Below are 14,304 nucleotides of genomic sequence, written 5' to 3' on the forward strand. Positions count from 1 at the left end.
AGGCTGGCCAGGCGCGCCTGAGGCATCTCGGGTTCGATCCGGCGAGCCATCCCGCCGGCTGCGGGACCGCGGAGTCTAGCAGAGGCCCCGGACTTTCAAGGAGGGCACTGCGCGGGGCTGTTCCGGTGCGGGAGCAGTGGATTTCCGCCGGGCCTGCCGCCGGCGACCGAAGGGCTGCGCCGTGTCGCGAGCCCGTCGTCCGGCCAGCGCTGATCATCGCAGCGCCCGCAGGCGCCGGCACTACCGCCCCGGCAGGGTGTCCTTGAGGAACTGCTGGATGTTGGCGCGGACGTTTCCGCCGGGAGCGACGCCGACGTAGGTATCCCAGGCGCCGACCGTGCCCTTGACCGAACGCACCCGCAGACCGATCGGACCGGTCTCGAACATGATGATACGGCCGTGGCTTTCATCGGTTTCGACGACGACCGCCTCGTGCTTCCAGCTCATCCATTGCTCGAAGCGATAGGTCGGCGGCGGCTGGGCGGGATCGGCCGACGTGCCGACGACGCTGTCCCGGGAACGACGCACGGTGCCGTCGGCGTCGAAATGGTAGGTCCAGCCGTTCGTGTCGACGGTCCCGTCCGCCAATGTGGTCTTGTCCTCGTTGCGAAGCGCGTAGCCGCGGTCGTGACGCACGATGTGCACAGGCTCCTTGGGTTTCACCGTGGTCCATTCCAGGAATACCAGGCTCGCTCCGGGCTTGAGCTGGTCGACGCGGTCCAGCGCCTGGAACGATCCGGTCGACGCGAACCACGCCGCTTTCTGGCCGATGCCCGGAGTGGGTTTCTGGCCGCGGGCGCGCTGCGACATTTCCGCGATCTGGTCGCAGACCGCCTGGATCGTCACGAGCGACAGGTCGGCATCGACCTTCTCGCGCCAGACCGTGCTGTTGGTCAGCCACTGCTTCAGGATCTCCTTCCAGCGCCGGGTCGACTCGTCGCTGCGATTCATCGACTCCAGCTCGGCGTCGGTGCGCTTCTCCCAGTCGGCGTTGGCCTTGTCGTGCTTGAGCGGCGTCCGGCGAACGATCTCGCGCCAGACGAACACGGGCAGCGAACCCGCATCCTGCATCTTCTGCAGGACGGCGAGGGCTTCGTATTCGTCCTTCGGCAGCGCGGCCAGCGCTTTATCGATCAGGTGTTCGATCAAGGTCGCGCGCGAGCGCTCCTCGACGGCGCGGATCTTCCCGAGCTTGGAGCCCAGTTCCATCTCGAGGCGCGCTTCGGCCTCGTACATGCCTTCGAGGAGCTCGAGCAGGACCGCGTACTGCCGGGGATCCTTCTCGACATCCAGTTTTCGCTCGATCCCGGCGCGCATGTCGCCGATGCGCGCGAGCTCGGCGTAGCGCTTGGCATCCGGCGAAGCGGCGTCGCCGAGAAGCATGTCGAAATCCTGCTTCTGTCGCGCGAATGCCTTGTGCCAGGCATCCAGGACCCGGATGCGCCGCTTGTCCCTGCGCGGGTCGAGCGCGGCGCGCTCGCGCTCGATCTCGGCAGCGGACTCCGCGAGCTTCGCCGACAGCGTGCCCCCGGACATCCTGCCCACAGAGCTTCTCACTTCATCCTGCTTCAGCAGGCTGATCAGCGACACCGCCGGAGCCCAGGACCCATGCGCGCTCGCGTAGCGCATGCCGGACAGGTGCAGGACCATGTAGCGCAGCCATTCCGGATATTTCGCGAAACCCGCATCGGCATCGAAGCGGTCGAGCACCTTGCCCAGCCGTTCGTCGTGCGTCAGCGGCGTGCCCTGCGCGCCCAGGCGTGCGTATTTGTAGGCGGCCCAGCGGATTCGCGATTCGCGCGCAACGGCCGGCGACGGTTTCTTGTCCGGATCGGGCAGATAACGCAGGTTGTCCCGCAGCAGGATCCATTCCTGGGACGCCTGCCTCCACGCCATCGACTCCTTGCTGACCCGCCGCTTCAGCATTTCCTTGAGCCGGTCGTTCACCGCGTTCTGCCGGGCCGTCACCCTCGCCCGCTCGGCGCGGATTTCGTCGGCATCCGCTTCGGGCGCCTTGCTCGGATCCTTGCGGAGATCCAGCTCCTCGTAGAGCTGGAGGAAGAACGAAAGCATCTCGTCCCGGTAGGGATAGATGGATTCGCGCAGCACCTCGTTCTGCCAGGGATATTTCGCCGTCGGCGTATACGTTTCGCCGGCCGCGAGTTCTGGAACGTCGATCCGCAGCGGTGCCGCGCTCCGGGGTTTGCGCTGGATCGCTGCGGCGCCCGGCCCCTGCCCGATCGACTGCTGCACGACATGCGTCAGTTCGTGCGCGAGCAGACCGCGCCCCTGCGGCGTCTGCGGCGAATAGCCTTCTCCACCGAACACGATGTCGTTGCCCAGGGTGTAGGCGCGCGCGTCGAGTTCCTGTGCCGACTGCTGCGCATCGGCGCCGGTGTGGATCCGCACTCCGGAGAAGTCGCGGCCGAAATGCGGCTCCATGACGTTCCGTGTCGCCGGATCGAGCGGCCGGCCCGGAGCGCGCAGTACCTTGCGGACGATGGCCGGCGCATGCGCCGGTTCCGCGTCCTGCGCACGAATCGTCGCCAGGGATTGCGGTGCGCGCCCGGCACTGCACCGGGGACATCCGCCACCGCAAGAACAGCCCCGGCGCCGCGGTTCCGGCGCACCGGTCACCTGCGCTGCCATGCGATCGGCTTCCTGCTCGAGACGGGCAGTCGCCGTGTGCTGGCTTGTCTTTCGATCCTGCGCGAATGCGTGCATGGTCGATCGCCTGAGGACGGGATCGGGGTCCGGACTGGCGCAATGGTGCGACTTGCGTGCCGAGTATATTCAAGCGCCGCCGCGGGTGCCGGCTCGAACGGACTCGTCCGCAGTCTGCCGGGGCGATCGCCACACCCTGCGGACACGGCCGCTGCTCGACTCGCGGCGGCTGGCAGACGCATCCACGTCACGCCGTGAGCGAGCGCTGTGGCCAGGTCCGGCGGCGGCGATCTTTGACGCAACGACGCAGATCATTGATGGACAAGCGATCTTTTACGGGTCCTGTGCCGCAGCGGCGCTTTTCACGCTGGCGGCCCCGGCGACACATGCGCAGCAATGGCTCGTCAACAGTGCGATCCAGAACCAGATCATCGAGACGGCGATCTGCGACAGCGCGCTGAAGAAGCACGAGAAGCTGCCGAACGTCTGCGCGAAATATCCGAAATACGAGGTCGGCCCGACGGCGACGAGCGCCGCTCCCGCCACGACGACTGCGGCTTCGGCGAAGTTCACGCCGGTCGCCGACGACGATTCGCTGCAGAAGGTCGCCGACGGCCTCGGCAGCACGGCGCAGGAACGGCAGCAGATGCTGCAGCACGTCACTGCCGACAAGTAGCTGTTCGAGCAGAAGTACGCAGGCAAGGGGTGGAACGACAACGTCGCCGGCGCGCTGGCGTTCTTCATCATCGCCACCAGCACGATATACGCCGACAAGGAACCGAGCGGCACCGCGCAGGACAACCTGTTCGCTGCGCTCGAGGCGACGCTGGTGCAATCGCCGGACCTGGCCATAGCTTCGGCCAGGAACAAGACCGCGCTGTACAACTCGCTGGTCACCTGCGCCGGCCTGCAGCTGCTGTTCTACATCGACGGGAAACAGCAGGGCGACGCCGCCGAGGTCGACAAGGCCAGGACGCTGGCCGCGGACTTCAGCCGCAAACTGCTGAACACCGAGCCCCAGGCACTGGCGAAAATGTTGTAGTCCAGGCACCTCGGCGAATGCACCATGCGCAACCCGGGCGGCGGCCGTCTCGCACCAGGGCCCGATGCATCGCCTGGCGACGTCTTTCCATTCGCTGGTATGGTCTGCGCATCGATGTACTCAGGCCTTCCCGAGATGCCGCAGCCATGAATGATTCCCTCGTGCGACGCCGCTTCGCTGCTTCCCGCTGCCGCACTTTTCCTCGGTGTCGGGGCGGCGAGCCCAGTGCATGCCGAGAGCGGAACCTGCCCGCCGGGCTGTTACCCTACCGGTGGTCGTGGGGTCGTCGGCTGCGCGCCGATACCGGGCGCTGCGAACGGCGGTGATGCAGCGCCCAGGAGGCCCCGCCGGAACAACCGCGTACCGATCCGGTCCAGGCGGGCATCAGCTCGCTGATGGATATCCAAAGGACCGAACTGAGCATCCTCGGGTGAATCGAAGAACTCAAAAAGCACCCGCGCTACGCGCCGATCATCGACGGCAAATGGGACTTCTACCGGGAACGTCGCGGCACGCACGCCGGCGAATATTACGCCGCCGTCTTCACCAACGCAGCGGGCCTGGCTCGCGTGCCGGGGCCGAGTGGCGAATACACCGGAGCACTGCTGACTTTCTGGGGGCTGGACATTCCCAAGCCCGCCAAGCCGCACATGATCGAGGTCAGCCTGACACAGTCCGACGACAACATGCCCCAGACGGTGCGCGCGTTCAACTACACCCAGGAAGACCTGGACTACGGCGCCATCGCCCTGGCCGTACCGACCGCTGCTGCGCTGATCGACAACATGATCGACCGGCTCTTCTTCACCCTGGAGATCAAGTGCAAGCGCGTGCTGTTCATGGACTGGTACAGCGGCCTGAAGGCGCGCGACAGGCTGCACGAGTGCATGGGCGGACGGGGCTGAGCCCGGTCAGCGCGCGCAAATCCGCCATGCAGTCGCCGCGTATGCGCGTCATCTTCAACTGCGAGCCCGAGCCTGCCTTCGGGGAACGCGCAGCGAACTGGCCAGACGTTACCCACGTGATTCGCACTGCGCAGCGCGATGCCGCGACCAGGTCAACACTTCCTGTCTTAGGAACCGCATGTCGAGCCGGACGGAGGGCTTTCAATTGAGCATTGCAGGGGTTCGCTCGTCGCAAGGAGATTCCTTTCAGGGCCTCGTCGCAACCCGATATGCGGTCGCAATGATCTATACGCCCGAATTGTGCGAGATCGAAGTGGATGCCACGTCACTGGACCCCTCCGGCAATCCCGCCCTTGTCGATGACGTCATTGTTCGCTACAACAATTCGACGCTCTACGTTCAGGCAAAGAAGAATCAAACGGATTTCAGGGCTTGGTCCCTGGGGGATCTGGCAGATGAACTGAAGAAGGCGTGGACCCAATGGCGACGCGATCCTTCGGCGCGACTCCTGTTCATCTCGCGAAACGATTTTGGCGATATCGCCAAGCTCAAAGAGTACGCGACGACACAACCTACACCAGAAGCCTTCGAGCGTTCTTTGACTGCAGAGCTGAAGGACGTCGCGTGCAAGGTGGTCTCTTACGACGCGCAGGCGGGAAATCACGCGGACCTGCTCGAATTCCTTCGTCGACTGGACTTCGAAACCATAAACCCGCAGCGATTCAGAAGCGACCTCATTGGACAGCTCCGTCTGCATGTCGCACACGCAGAAACCGCCTTCGACTGCATCAAGACGCGCATCGATGCGATCTCACGCCGGGAGACCCAACAAGGCGACCTGACGATTTCGCCACATAAACTCGATCGGCAGGAACTTCATCAACTGCTTCACGGCGGCGGGGTCGAATTCTGTTTGCCTATTGCGGATCAGGAAGCCGTCCGCTCGCTATCCCAGTTGTCGCAGATCGGCCGGAGTTGGCAGCGCAAGATCGGCAATAGCCAGCTGTCACGGCCCGTGGTGGGCGAGCTGCTGGAGCGCATCCGACACAAGCCGCCTTGCTTGCTGCTCTCGGCCGGGCCGGGTGTGGGCAAGTCCTGCGCACTGCTCTCTGTCCTTGAATACCTGGAGCAGGAGTCCGGCGCTCTGCCTGTCTTCATTCAGGCCAGGGAGTTCGCCGCCGCGAGGGAGGCAGACGAGCGCGAAGCACTGGGGTTTCCGAAATCGCTCGTGAGCGATGTCGCACGCCTGTCCGAAACTCGCCACGTCGTTGTCCTGATCGACTCGATCGATGTCCTGTCGATTGCCCGGGATCACCTCACACTGTCTTTCGCGCTGTCGCTGATCGACCGCTTGCGACTGATTCCCAACGTGACGGTGATCGCCGCCTGCCGATCCTTCGACATCAAGTACGACGGTCGATTGTCCGACAGGGATTGGGGCGAAACCATAGAGATAGAACTTCTGGACTGGGACAAGGATGTATCGCCCCTCGTCGCCGGCATCGGCATCGAGCCAGATCAGATTTCAGCTGACACGCGTGAACTGCTCCGAACCCCCCGGTTGCTGGCGATTTTCCACGACATCGTGAAGACGGGATCCGTGCCGATCGCCAGGACCGGCCAGGAGTTGACCGAACAGTACTTGCAACGCGTCGTGCGCGACTCTCCGATGCTCGGGGATGCGGCGATGATTTCCATCATGGAAGCCTCCCGATGGATGCTCGACAACCGGCGCCTGGACATTCCGCTGGCCAGTTCGCGCATTCCACAGGAGATCGTTCGCCCACTGCTCAGCGCTGGCGTACTGGTCGAAACCCACCAGCGCGGACTTTCGTTCGCTCACCAGACGCTGCTGGACGCGCTTGCAGTGGCACATGCCAAAGCCAACGGCGAAACACTGGCAGCATTCATCCGGACGCGGGCCGCAGCTCCTTTCATACGGCCTACCGTTCGTTCATTCCTATTCTCTTTGCGAATGGACGATATTGCCGGATTCCGGCGGCAGGTGCGTGAGGTCGTAGATGCCGACGATATTGCCTTCCACCTTCGCCGCCTTGTCGTGGAGTCCTTTGCCGAGATGGCTCCCACCGCGGACGACTGGCCGCTCTTCCGCCATCTCTATACGAGCAATCCGACCCTGTTCAACGCGTTCTACGTGAACGCCGGCGGGGCAGCATGGCTCGACTTCTTTCACGCACATTGGCTCGATCTGCTGATACGAAACCAGGACGGACCTTGGCTGGTCCGCCTCATGGAGCGCATGGCGGCGTCGGAGGATTTTTCCGATCGCTTCATCGACATATGGAAACAGGCTTTCGACTGGACATGGGTCGATCAGCAGCAGCTGCGCTGGATATCGCCGCATCTTCTCGAGAAATTCTCCAACTGGCAGGCACCAGGATTGCGCGAAGTGTTCGAGCGACTCATCGCAGACAAGGAGAATGATCACGGCAGCCTGGGAAAACCATTGTCTAAATGGGTTTCCGCTACCGACGCGAACGACGATCTCCTGTGGCGCTACATCACAAGACGCGTCGATCCGGAAGACATTGACGACATCCAATTCGGCCAAAAACTGGAGTGTGATTCGCACACTTTCATGCGTGATGACTACCTTAGTCAGCGCATGCAGTTGTCCGAAGCCCTTCTGGACTTGGCGATGGACGACGTCGAGACCTGGTCGGAACAGCGAAGGCGTTCTTACGAGGCCGCCAGGGAATTGACAGAGGGATTTCTCCGCGAAACGAGCCATGATCGCGTTCATTCCGCACGGGACATGCATCATGTCGACGGCTTGAACATTCTGCTCTCCGCCCTCGAAACTGCCTGCAAGTACCACGCCGCCCTGCGCACGCCGTGGTGGCAAAGGAACGTCAACCGCTTCCGAAACAGCCGCGATGCCGCCTTGCGTTACTTCGCGATCCAGGTCTTTACAGAGAACCCGGAATTACATATCGCGGATGCGTCGGCGCTGCTGCGTGACGGAGTCACGCTCAACTACCATCGCTTCCGGTGGGAAGTCGGACTCTTGCTGAACGCGACCTTTCCTTATCTGTCGCCGGAGCAACAAGAGGAAATCCAGATACTGGCGAGGTCTGTCGATGACGACTATCGGGATCATGACGGTAACCTGCCCGACTGGGTCATTCTCGCGCGACGGGAACTTCTTGCGCACATTCCGACCTGCTTTCGCACGCAAGCAACCCAAGCCGTCATTGATCACGCTGAAACCTTGGCAGGTTCATTCAGTCGCTCTCCGGCTATCGAATCTTCAGGCGGATGGGTTCGGTCACCGGTCCCCCATGAATTCCTGCTCGAGCTTTCGGATGACGGGTTATTGCGCCTTCTCCGGCACTTTTCGCTGAGATCACCCGACAGGGACAGATGGGAAATAAGCGGCGTCGACGGCTTGGTTGGAGGTGCCGATCATGTCGTGCGGGAAGTACAGGAGGCGGCCAGCCGGCAGCCGACGCGATTCATGCGCTTCTACGAAGCAGCAGGCGCAGACCTCGATCCGGAGTACGCCGAAGCCATCCTCGCCGGAATTGCCACTCAGTTGCGTTATCGCTTCGGCAACCTGGGCAAGCCCCAGCAATGGTCTGCGATCGAAGAGCCTGAGGGGTCAGTAGTAGCGGATTGGCTGGTGCGTCAACTGGAGTTGCGCTACGACTTCTGGGTCGGAAGGCGCGACATGGCCACCATCCTGCAGGCAGCCTCTGGTGTCCTTGAATCGGATGAGGATTGCGAACGGATTACCTTCCTTCTCCTGGGATGCTTGAGTTCCGACGACCCCGGTCCGGACAGGGAGGATGTCAACGATCGCCTGATGGTCGCCATCAATAGTACGCGAGGCGTGGCGGCTGAAGCGGCCTTTACCTTGGCGAACGGGAGACTGGAGTCCGCACGAGTCCTTCCGGCGCTGCTTGTCGAAGTGCTCAAGCGATGCGCCTCGGATCCGCATCCTTCCGTCCGTGCGCTGGTATTGCGATCGCTTCCGTTCGTCCTTTACCACCACCAGGAGCTGGGGTGGACGCTATTCGACCGCGCATTGTTGATTGGCGATGCGCAGTCCTGGAAGCATGCGTACAACTGCCTCTACTACAACTATCACCAACGATTTCCCATCGTCAGCGGTTACCTGTCCATTCTTCGTGCCGATCGGAGCCCGGAGGCGCTCGAGCTCTGGAGCCGGATCAGTGCCCTCAGCTGCCTGGCCGGACATATCCCGTTCGACGTTCTCATGGCGGACCTGCGTGAAATCGGTCTCGACGACGTATGGGCCGGGGCTGCATCCATATTTGCTGCGAATCTGAATGAGCCAAGGCTGCGCGAGTCCTGCACTCAGGGGCTTCTCGCCTCTCTCGAAGGCGCGAAAGACAAGGATAAGGTTCTGGGCAAGATGTCCAGGTTATTCTCGAACTCCACGGGACACCCCATCGATCCGACGCTGATCAAGTCGTACTTCAGTGCAGTTGCCCGCAGGGAAGCGGCGCGTAATCGGGATGTACACGGAGTCGGAATCTGGTTGGTTTCGATTGGGATTACGGACCCCGAGTGTGCGCTGGCAGCGATCGAAACGATATTGGAGTATTCGGCCCAACTGGATAGGTGGGATGGAGCGCCGTATGCGAAATTGATGACGGCCCTGTTCCGGGAGGCAGAGGAACGAGAATTGTCCGATCAAGGGCAATTCCTGTCTCGCGTTGTCGCAGTACAGGATGCGCTTCTGCGGCTGGGCATGCGCTCGCTCGATGGCTGGCTCAAGGATGCGGAGCGTCCTTAGCGCTCGTCCTGGCGCACGCAAACGGCGACGGTTTCGCAACACTCCGCACATGCGTGAACGTGCAGGCGGCGTCGGCAGCACCTGACACCAAACACTACACCGAACTACCGACTCACAAGGTCTCGCGGGGGACGGCATGCCCCCGGAAGCCTTATTCGATGTTCTGCACCTGCTCGCGCATCTGCTCGATGAGCACCTTGAGCTCGACGGCGGCCTGGGTCGTGCGCTGGTCGACGGACTTGGAGCCCAGCGTATTCGCCTCGCGATTGAATTCCTGCATCAGGAAATCGAGGCGGCGGCCGTTCGCGTCGCTGAGCTTGAGGATGCGGCGCGCCTCGGCCAGGTGCGCGCTGAGGCGGTCGAGCTCCTCGTCGACGTCGATGCGCGACAGCTGCAGCACGAGTTCCTGCTCGAGCCGCGTCGCGTCGGTGCCCTGGCGGAAGTCGGCGAGCTTGGTTTCGAGCTTCTGGCGCAGCGCCGCGCGGATCTCCGGCAGCCAGCCGCGCACCTGGACGACAATCGCGGCGATGCCGTCGAGGCGCTCGGCGATGAAGCCGGCCAGGCGCTCGCCTTCGCGCAGGCGCGTGGCGACCATGTCGTCGAGCGCCCGGTCGAGCAGGGCCAGTGCGTCCGCGTGCAGCTCGCTCTGGTCGACCTCGGGCTTGACCATCACGCCGTCGACGCCGAGCAGGCCCACGAAGTCGACGGAGAGGTTGGGAAACCGCGGCGCGAGCTGCGCGGCGGCCTGGGCCAGCTGGCCGAGCAGCGGTTCGTTCAGCTGCAGCCCGGATGCGGCGGCGCCGCTGCTGCGCAGGCGCATGCCGAGGTCGACCTTGCCGCGCGTGAGCTTGGCCGCGACGCGCTCGCGCAACTGCGATTCCAGCGCGCGCAGTTCCTCGGGCAGCCGCGGGCTCAGCTCGAGATAGCGGTGGTTGACCGAACGCAGCTCGCAGGACAACAGGCCGAGCGGGGTGGTGCTTTCGGCGCTGGCATACGCGGTCATGCTGCGGATCATGGCGGTCCCGGTCGGGAAAAAGGGCGGCAATGGTAAACTCCGCGCCCGCTTTCCCCAAACTTCCGCCGCGCGAGGGCCGGGACGGGTGTCCGCGGCAGCGCTCACCTGCCCTGCCTGGCTCCCTACCTGCCTGCGCCGGCGGATGAGCGCAGTCCCCGATGCCGGGGCCGCACCGTCAAAACCGTATTCCGACCGTCCAGAGATTCCCAATGAGCTCCTTCCAGCGCCCCTCGGGCCGTGCGCCCGACCAGTTGCGCCCGCTGTCCCTGCAACGCCGCTACACCTGCCATGCCGAAGGTTCCGTGCTGATCGCCTGCGGCGACACGCGCGTGCTCTGCACCGCGAGCGTCGAGGAAAAAGTACCGCCGTTCCTGCGCGGCAAGGGCGAGGGCTGGGTCACGGCCGAATACGGCATGCTGCCGCGCGCGACCAAGGAGCGCACCCAGCGCGAGGCCGCCCGCGGCGGCCAGGGCGGCCGCACGATGGAGATCCAACGCCTGATCGGGCGCAGCCTGCGCGCCTGCATCGACCGCGCCGCGCTCGGCGAACGCACGATCACCCTGGACTGCGACGTGCTGCAGGCCGACGGCGGCACGCGCTGCGCCGCGATCACCGGCGCCTACGTCGCGCTCGTCGACGCGATCCGTTCGCTCCAGGCGCGCCGGCTGATCAAGAAAGACCCGATCTTCGGCGCGATCGCCGCAGTCTCGGTCGGCATCGTCAAGGGCACGCCGGTGCTCGATCTCGACTATGCCGAGGATGCGAACTGCGACACCGACATGAACGTGGTCATGAACGACGGCGGCGGCTTCATCGAGCTGCAGGGCACGGCCGAAGGCCATGCGTTCCGCGGCGAGGAACTGCAGGCCATGCTGGCACTGGCCGGCAAGGGCGTCGCCGAACTCGTCGCCGCGCAGCGCGCCGCGCTGACGGACTGAGCGCCGCCGCATGCGCACCGTCGTGCTCGCGAGCGGCAACCGCGGCAAGCTGGCCGAACTCCGCGCGATGCTCGCCGGCCTCGATCTCGACGTCGCGCCGCAGGCCGATTTCGGCGTCGCCGACGTGGCCGAGACCGGCCTGACCTTCGTCGAGAACGCGCTGATCAAGGCGCGCCATGCGGCGCAGGCGACGGGCCTGCCCGCGCTGGCCGACGACTCGGGCCTCTGCGTCGACGCGCTGGCCGGCGCGCCGGGGCTGTACTCGGCCCGCTACGCCGGCCGCCACGGCGACGATGCCGCGAACAACGCACGCCTGCTGACCGAACTCGCGAACGTCGCGGACGCGCAGCGCGGCGCGTATTTCTACTGCTGCCTCGTCTTGCTGCGGCATGCGCAGGACCCGTCGCCGCTGATCGCCGAAGGCCGCTGGTACGGCCGCGTGCTGCATGCGCCGCGCGGCGCCGGCGGCTTCGGCTACGACCCGCTGTTCCTGCCCGAAGGCCTCGACCTGTCGGCGGCGGAGCTCGATCACGCGGACAAGAACCGGATCAGCCACCGCGGCCTGGCCCTGCAGGCCCTGCTGCAGCGGCTGCACGACGAACGCCGCCACCACGCCGTCCTGCCGTGATCGCGCCGCCGCTCGCTTTGTACGTGCACATCCCCTGGTGCGTGCGCAAATGCCCGTACTGCGACTTCAATTCGCATACGGCGCCGCAAGGCTTGCCCGAGGCCGAGTACGTCGCCGCGCTGCTGGCCGACCTGGATCAGGACCTGCGCGACTACGCCGCCGCGACCGCCGGCCGGCCGCTCGTCAGCGTGTTCTTCGGCGGCGGCACGCCAAGCCTGTTTTCGCCGGCCGCGATCGGCGCGATCCTCGACGGCGTGCAGGCTCGCCTCGCGTTCGCCGAAGCCGCCGAGATCACCCTGGAGACCAATCCCGGCACGGTCGAGCACGGCCGCTTCGAGGACTACCGCCGCGCCGGCGTCGATCGCCTGAGCTTCGGCGTGCAAAGCTTCGACGACGACAAGCTCGTCCGCCTCGGCCGCATCCACAGCTCTGCCGAAGTGCGCACGGCCGTCGAGCTCGCATGCGCGGCCGGCTACGACAATTTCAATCTCGACCTGATGTACGCGCTGCCGCAGCAAACCCTGGCCGATGCGCTCGCCGACGTCGATGCGGCGCTCGCGCTGGAACCGGCGCACATCTCGCACTACCAACTGACCCTGGAGCCGAACACGGCCTTCGCCCATGCGCCGCCGCCGCTGCCCGACGACGACCTGGCCTGGGACATGCAGGAAGCCTGTCAGCAGCGCCTCGCCGCGGCCGGCTTCGAGCATTACGAGACCTCGGCCTATGCGCGGCCGGGCCGGCGCAGCGCGCACAACCTCAACTACTGGCAGTTCGGCGACTACCTCGGCATCGGCGCCGGCGCCCACGCGAAGATCAGCGACGCGGCCACGGGCCGGGTGCGGCGGCGCTGGAAGATCCGCGCGCCGAAAGCCTATCTGAGCCATGCCGGCACGCCGCGCGGCGTCGGCGCCGACGAGGCGATCGCAGCCGAGCAGCTGCCGTTCGAGTTCATGCTCAACGCGCTGCGTCTGGAGCACGGCTATCCGCGCGCGCTGTTCGCGCAACGCAGCGGCCTGCCGGAAACGCGGATCGCCGCGGCGCTGGACCAGGCGCAACAGCGCGGCTGGCTGCAGGTCGATGCCGGACACGTGCGCCCCACCGATCTCGGCAAGCGCTTCCTCAACGACGTGATCGCGGCGTTCCTGCCGTGACGCGCACAATCCGCCGCAGCGCTTGACGCGGCCGCCGCGAGCCCGCAACTGTGCGGCGAGGGCGCCGCCGGGCCGCCCGCCTCCGGAGGCCGCATGCTCGAACTCGAATACGTCCGCCTGCACTGTCCGTACTGCGGCGAGTCCTTCGACGGCAGCGTCGATCTCTCGGCCGGCGACCAGGTCTACGTCGAGGACTGCGCAGTCTGCTGCCGGCCGATCACGGTGACCGTCCGCGTCGACGCCGACGGCCTGCTGGAAAATGTCGTCACGCGCCGCGACCAGGACTGAAACCCGGAGACTGAAAACAAAGTTCACGCGTGCGGAATCCGGCGATTTCGCCACGGAAGGCGGCCGGGCATACAATCCAGGCACCGGAAAATCAGGGGCCGGTTATGCAATCCATGGATGCGGCAGCGGCGCCACGGCCGAGCGGCGAGGTTCGTCTGGTCAGCCTCAGTGCGCGGCCCGCGCTGCCCGCGCGCGTACGCAGCCTGCTCGAAGGCGTGCTCGCGCTGACCGGCGGCCTGTTCGAGCGCTGGCTCTCGCTGAGCCTCAACGAGCACGAGCAGCAGCTGTTCAAGCTCGCCGAAAAGGCCCGCAGCAGCAACGACCAGCACGCCGTGTTCGAGTCGCTGCGCGAGGTCAAGCGCGGCCGCGCCGACGTCGCTCCGCGCTTCATGCTGTTCCTCGAATCCGCGCTGGCCGAGCTCGACGCGAAGCCGGCCGCTGCCGCGACGCCCAGGCGTTTCCAGGAGCTTGCGCTCGTCGAGACGCGCGACCTCGAGGAAACCATCGCGCTGCAGGAAATCGCGACCAAGGCCGAGATCCGCCACAGCCAGGCGCTGTATGCGCTCGGCCACCGCTTCGGCGTGCTGGCCGGCGCGCCGGCGCTGGACGCCGAAAGCCTGCCGCTCGGGCCGCAGCGGATATGCGCGGCGCTGCGCTATTCGGTCGCCGGCCTCGGCATCCCGATCGAGCACCGGCTGCTGCTGTACCGCCAGTTCGACCGCCTCGGCATGGCCGAGGCCGGCGTGCTGTTCGGCGCCGTCAACGACTACCTCGTCGAAAAGCGCATCCTGCGCCATCTGCAGACCGGGCCGCGCTACGGCGCCGCGGCGCCCACCGTCGCCGCCGCGGAAAGCGCCGGCAGGACGCCGGCGGCCGCGACCGACGCG

Annotated in this window: 11 protein-coding genes; 9 read left to right on the plus strand and 2 right to left on the minus strand. The window is 65.4% G+C overall.

Going from position 1 to position 14,304, the window contains the following annotated elements; genetic code table 11:
* Positions 1–240: 240 nt before the first annotated feature.
* Positions 241–2,724, minus strand: coding sequence for an eCIS core domain-containing protein (locus NON22_RS01760; protein WP_306673586.1), 2,484 nt, complete (start codon positions 2,722–2,724; stop codon positions 241–243).
* Here NON22_RS01760 and NON22_RS01765 point away from each other — a divergent pair.
* The 4 genes from NON22_RS01765 to NON22_RS01780 all read left to right on the plus strand — a co-directional run bounded on the left by NON22_RS01765 (position 2,723) and on the right by NON22_RS01780 (position 9,394).
* Positions 2,723–3,340, plus strand: coding sequence for a hypothetical protein (locus tag NON22_RS01765; protein ID WP_257385174.1), 618 nt, complete (start codon positions 2,723–2,725; stop codon positions 3,338–3,340). The genes NON22_RS01760 and NON22_RS01765 overlap by 2 nt on opposite strands.
* Positions 3,341–3,706 (plus strand): DUF6683 family protein, encoded by a 366-nt coding sequence (locus NON22_RS24775; protein WP_306673589.1) that lies wholly within the window; start codon positions 3,341–3,343, stop codon positions 3,704–3,706. It begins immediately after the preceding gene.
* Between the two features lie 569 nt (positions 3,707–4,275).
* Positions 4,276–4,611 carry a hypothetical protein gene (locus tag NON22_RS01775; RefSeq protein ID WP_257385176.1) on the plus strand — a complete coding sequence of 112 codons (336 nt, stop codon included), beginning with the start codon at positions 4,276–4,278 and terminating at the stop codon, positions 4,609–4,611.
* A 280-nt stretch (positions 4,612–4,891) separates the two neighbouring features.
* Positions 4,892–9,394, plus strand: a complete 4,503-nt coding sequence (locus NON22_RS01780; protein WP_257385177.1) for an NACHT domain-containing protein — start codon at positions 4,892–4,894, stop codon at positions 9,392–9,394.
* Positions 9,395–9,545: 151 nt separating this feature from the next.
* Here the strand turns inward: NON22_RS01780 and NON22_RS01785 are convergent, their stop codons facing one another.
* Positions 9,546–10,409, minus strand: coding sequence for a YicC/YloC family endoribonuclease (locus tag NON22_RS01785; protein WP_257385178.1), 864 nt, complete (start codon positions 10,407–10,409; stop codon positions 9,546–9,548).
* A gap of 209 nt (positions 10,410–10,618) precedes the next feature.
* Here NON22_RS01785 and rph point away from each other — a divergent pair, with 209 nt between their 5' ends.
* From rph to NON22_RS01810, 5 genes are all read left to right on the plus strand, one after another.
* Positions 10,619–11,347, plus strand: coding sequence for a ribonuclease PH (rph, locus tag NON22_RS01790; protein ID WP_257385179.1), 729 nt, complete (start codon positions 10,619–10,621; stop codon positions 11,345–11,347).
* 10 nt (positions 11,348–11,357) lie between these two features.
* Complete coding sequence (gene rdgB, locus NON22_RS01795) at positions 11,358–11,975, plus strand: RdgB/HAM1 family non-canonical purine NTP pyrophosphatase (RefSeq protein ID WP_257385180.1); 618 nt, start codon at positions 11,358–11,360, stop codon at positions 11,973–11,975.
* Complete coding sequence (gene hemW, locus NON22_RS01800) at positions 11,972–13,129, plus strand: radical SAM family heme chaperone HemW (RefSeq protein WP_257385181.1); 1,158 nt, start codon at positions 11,972–11,974, stop codon at positions 13,127–13,129. Before rdgB ends, hemW begins: the two co-directional genes overlap by 4 nt.
* 93 nt (positions 13,130–13,222) lie before the next feature.
* Positions 13,223–13,417, plus strand: coding sequence for a CPXCG motif-containing cysteine-rich protein (locus NON22_RS01805; protein ID WP_257385182.1), 195 nt, complete (start codon positions 13,223–13,225; stop codon positions 13,415–13,417).
* Positions 13,418–13,530: 113 nt separating this feature from the next.
* The coding region (locus NON22_RS01810) for a DUF1631 domain-containing protein (RefSeq protein ID WP_257385183.1) at positions 13,531–14,304 on the plus strand (774 nt) is incomplete at its 3' end.

The organism is Tahibacter caeni, from assembly GCF_024609805.1.
GTDB lineage: Bacteria > Pseudomonadota > Gammaproteobacteria > Xanthomonadales > Rhodanobacteraceae > Tahibacter > Tahibacter caeni.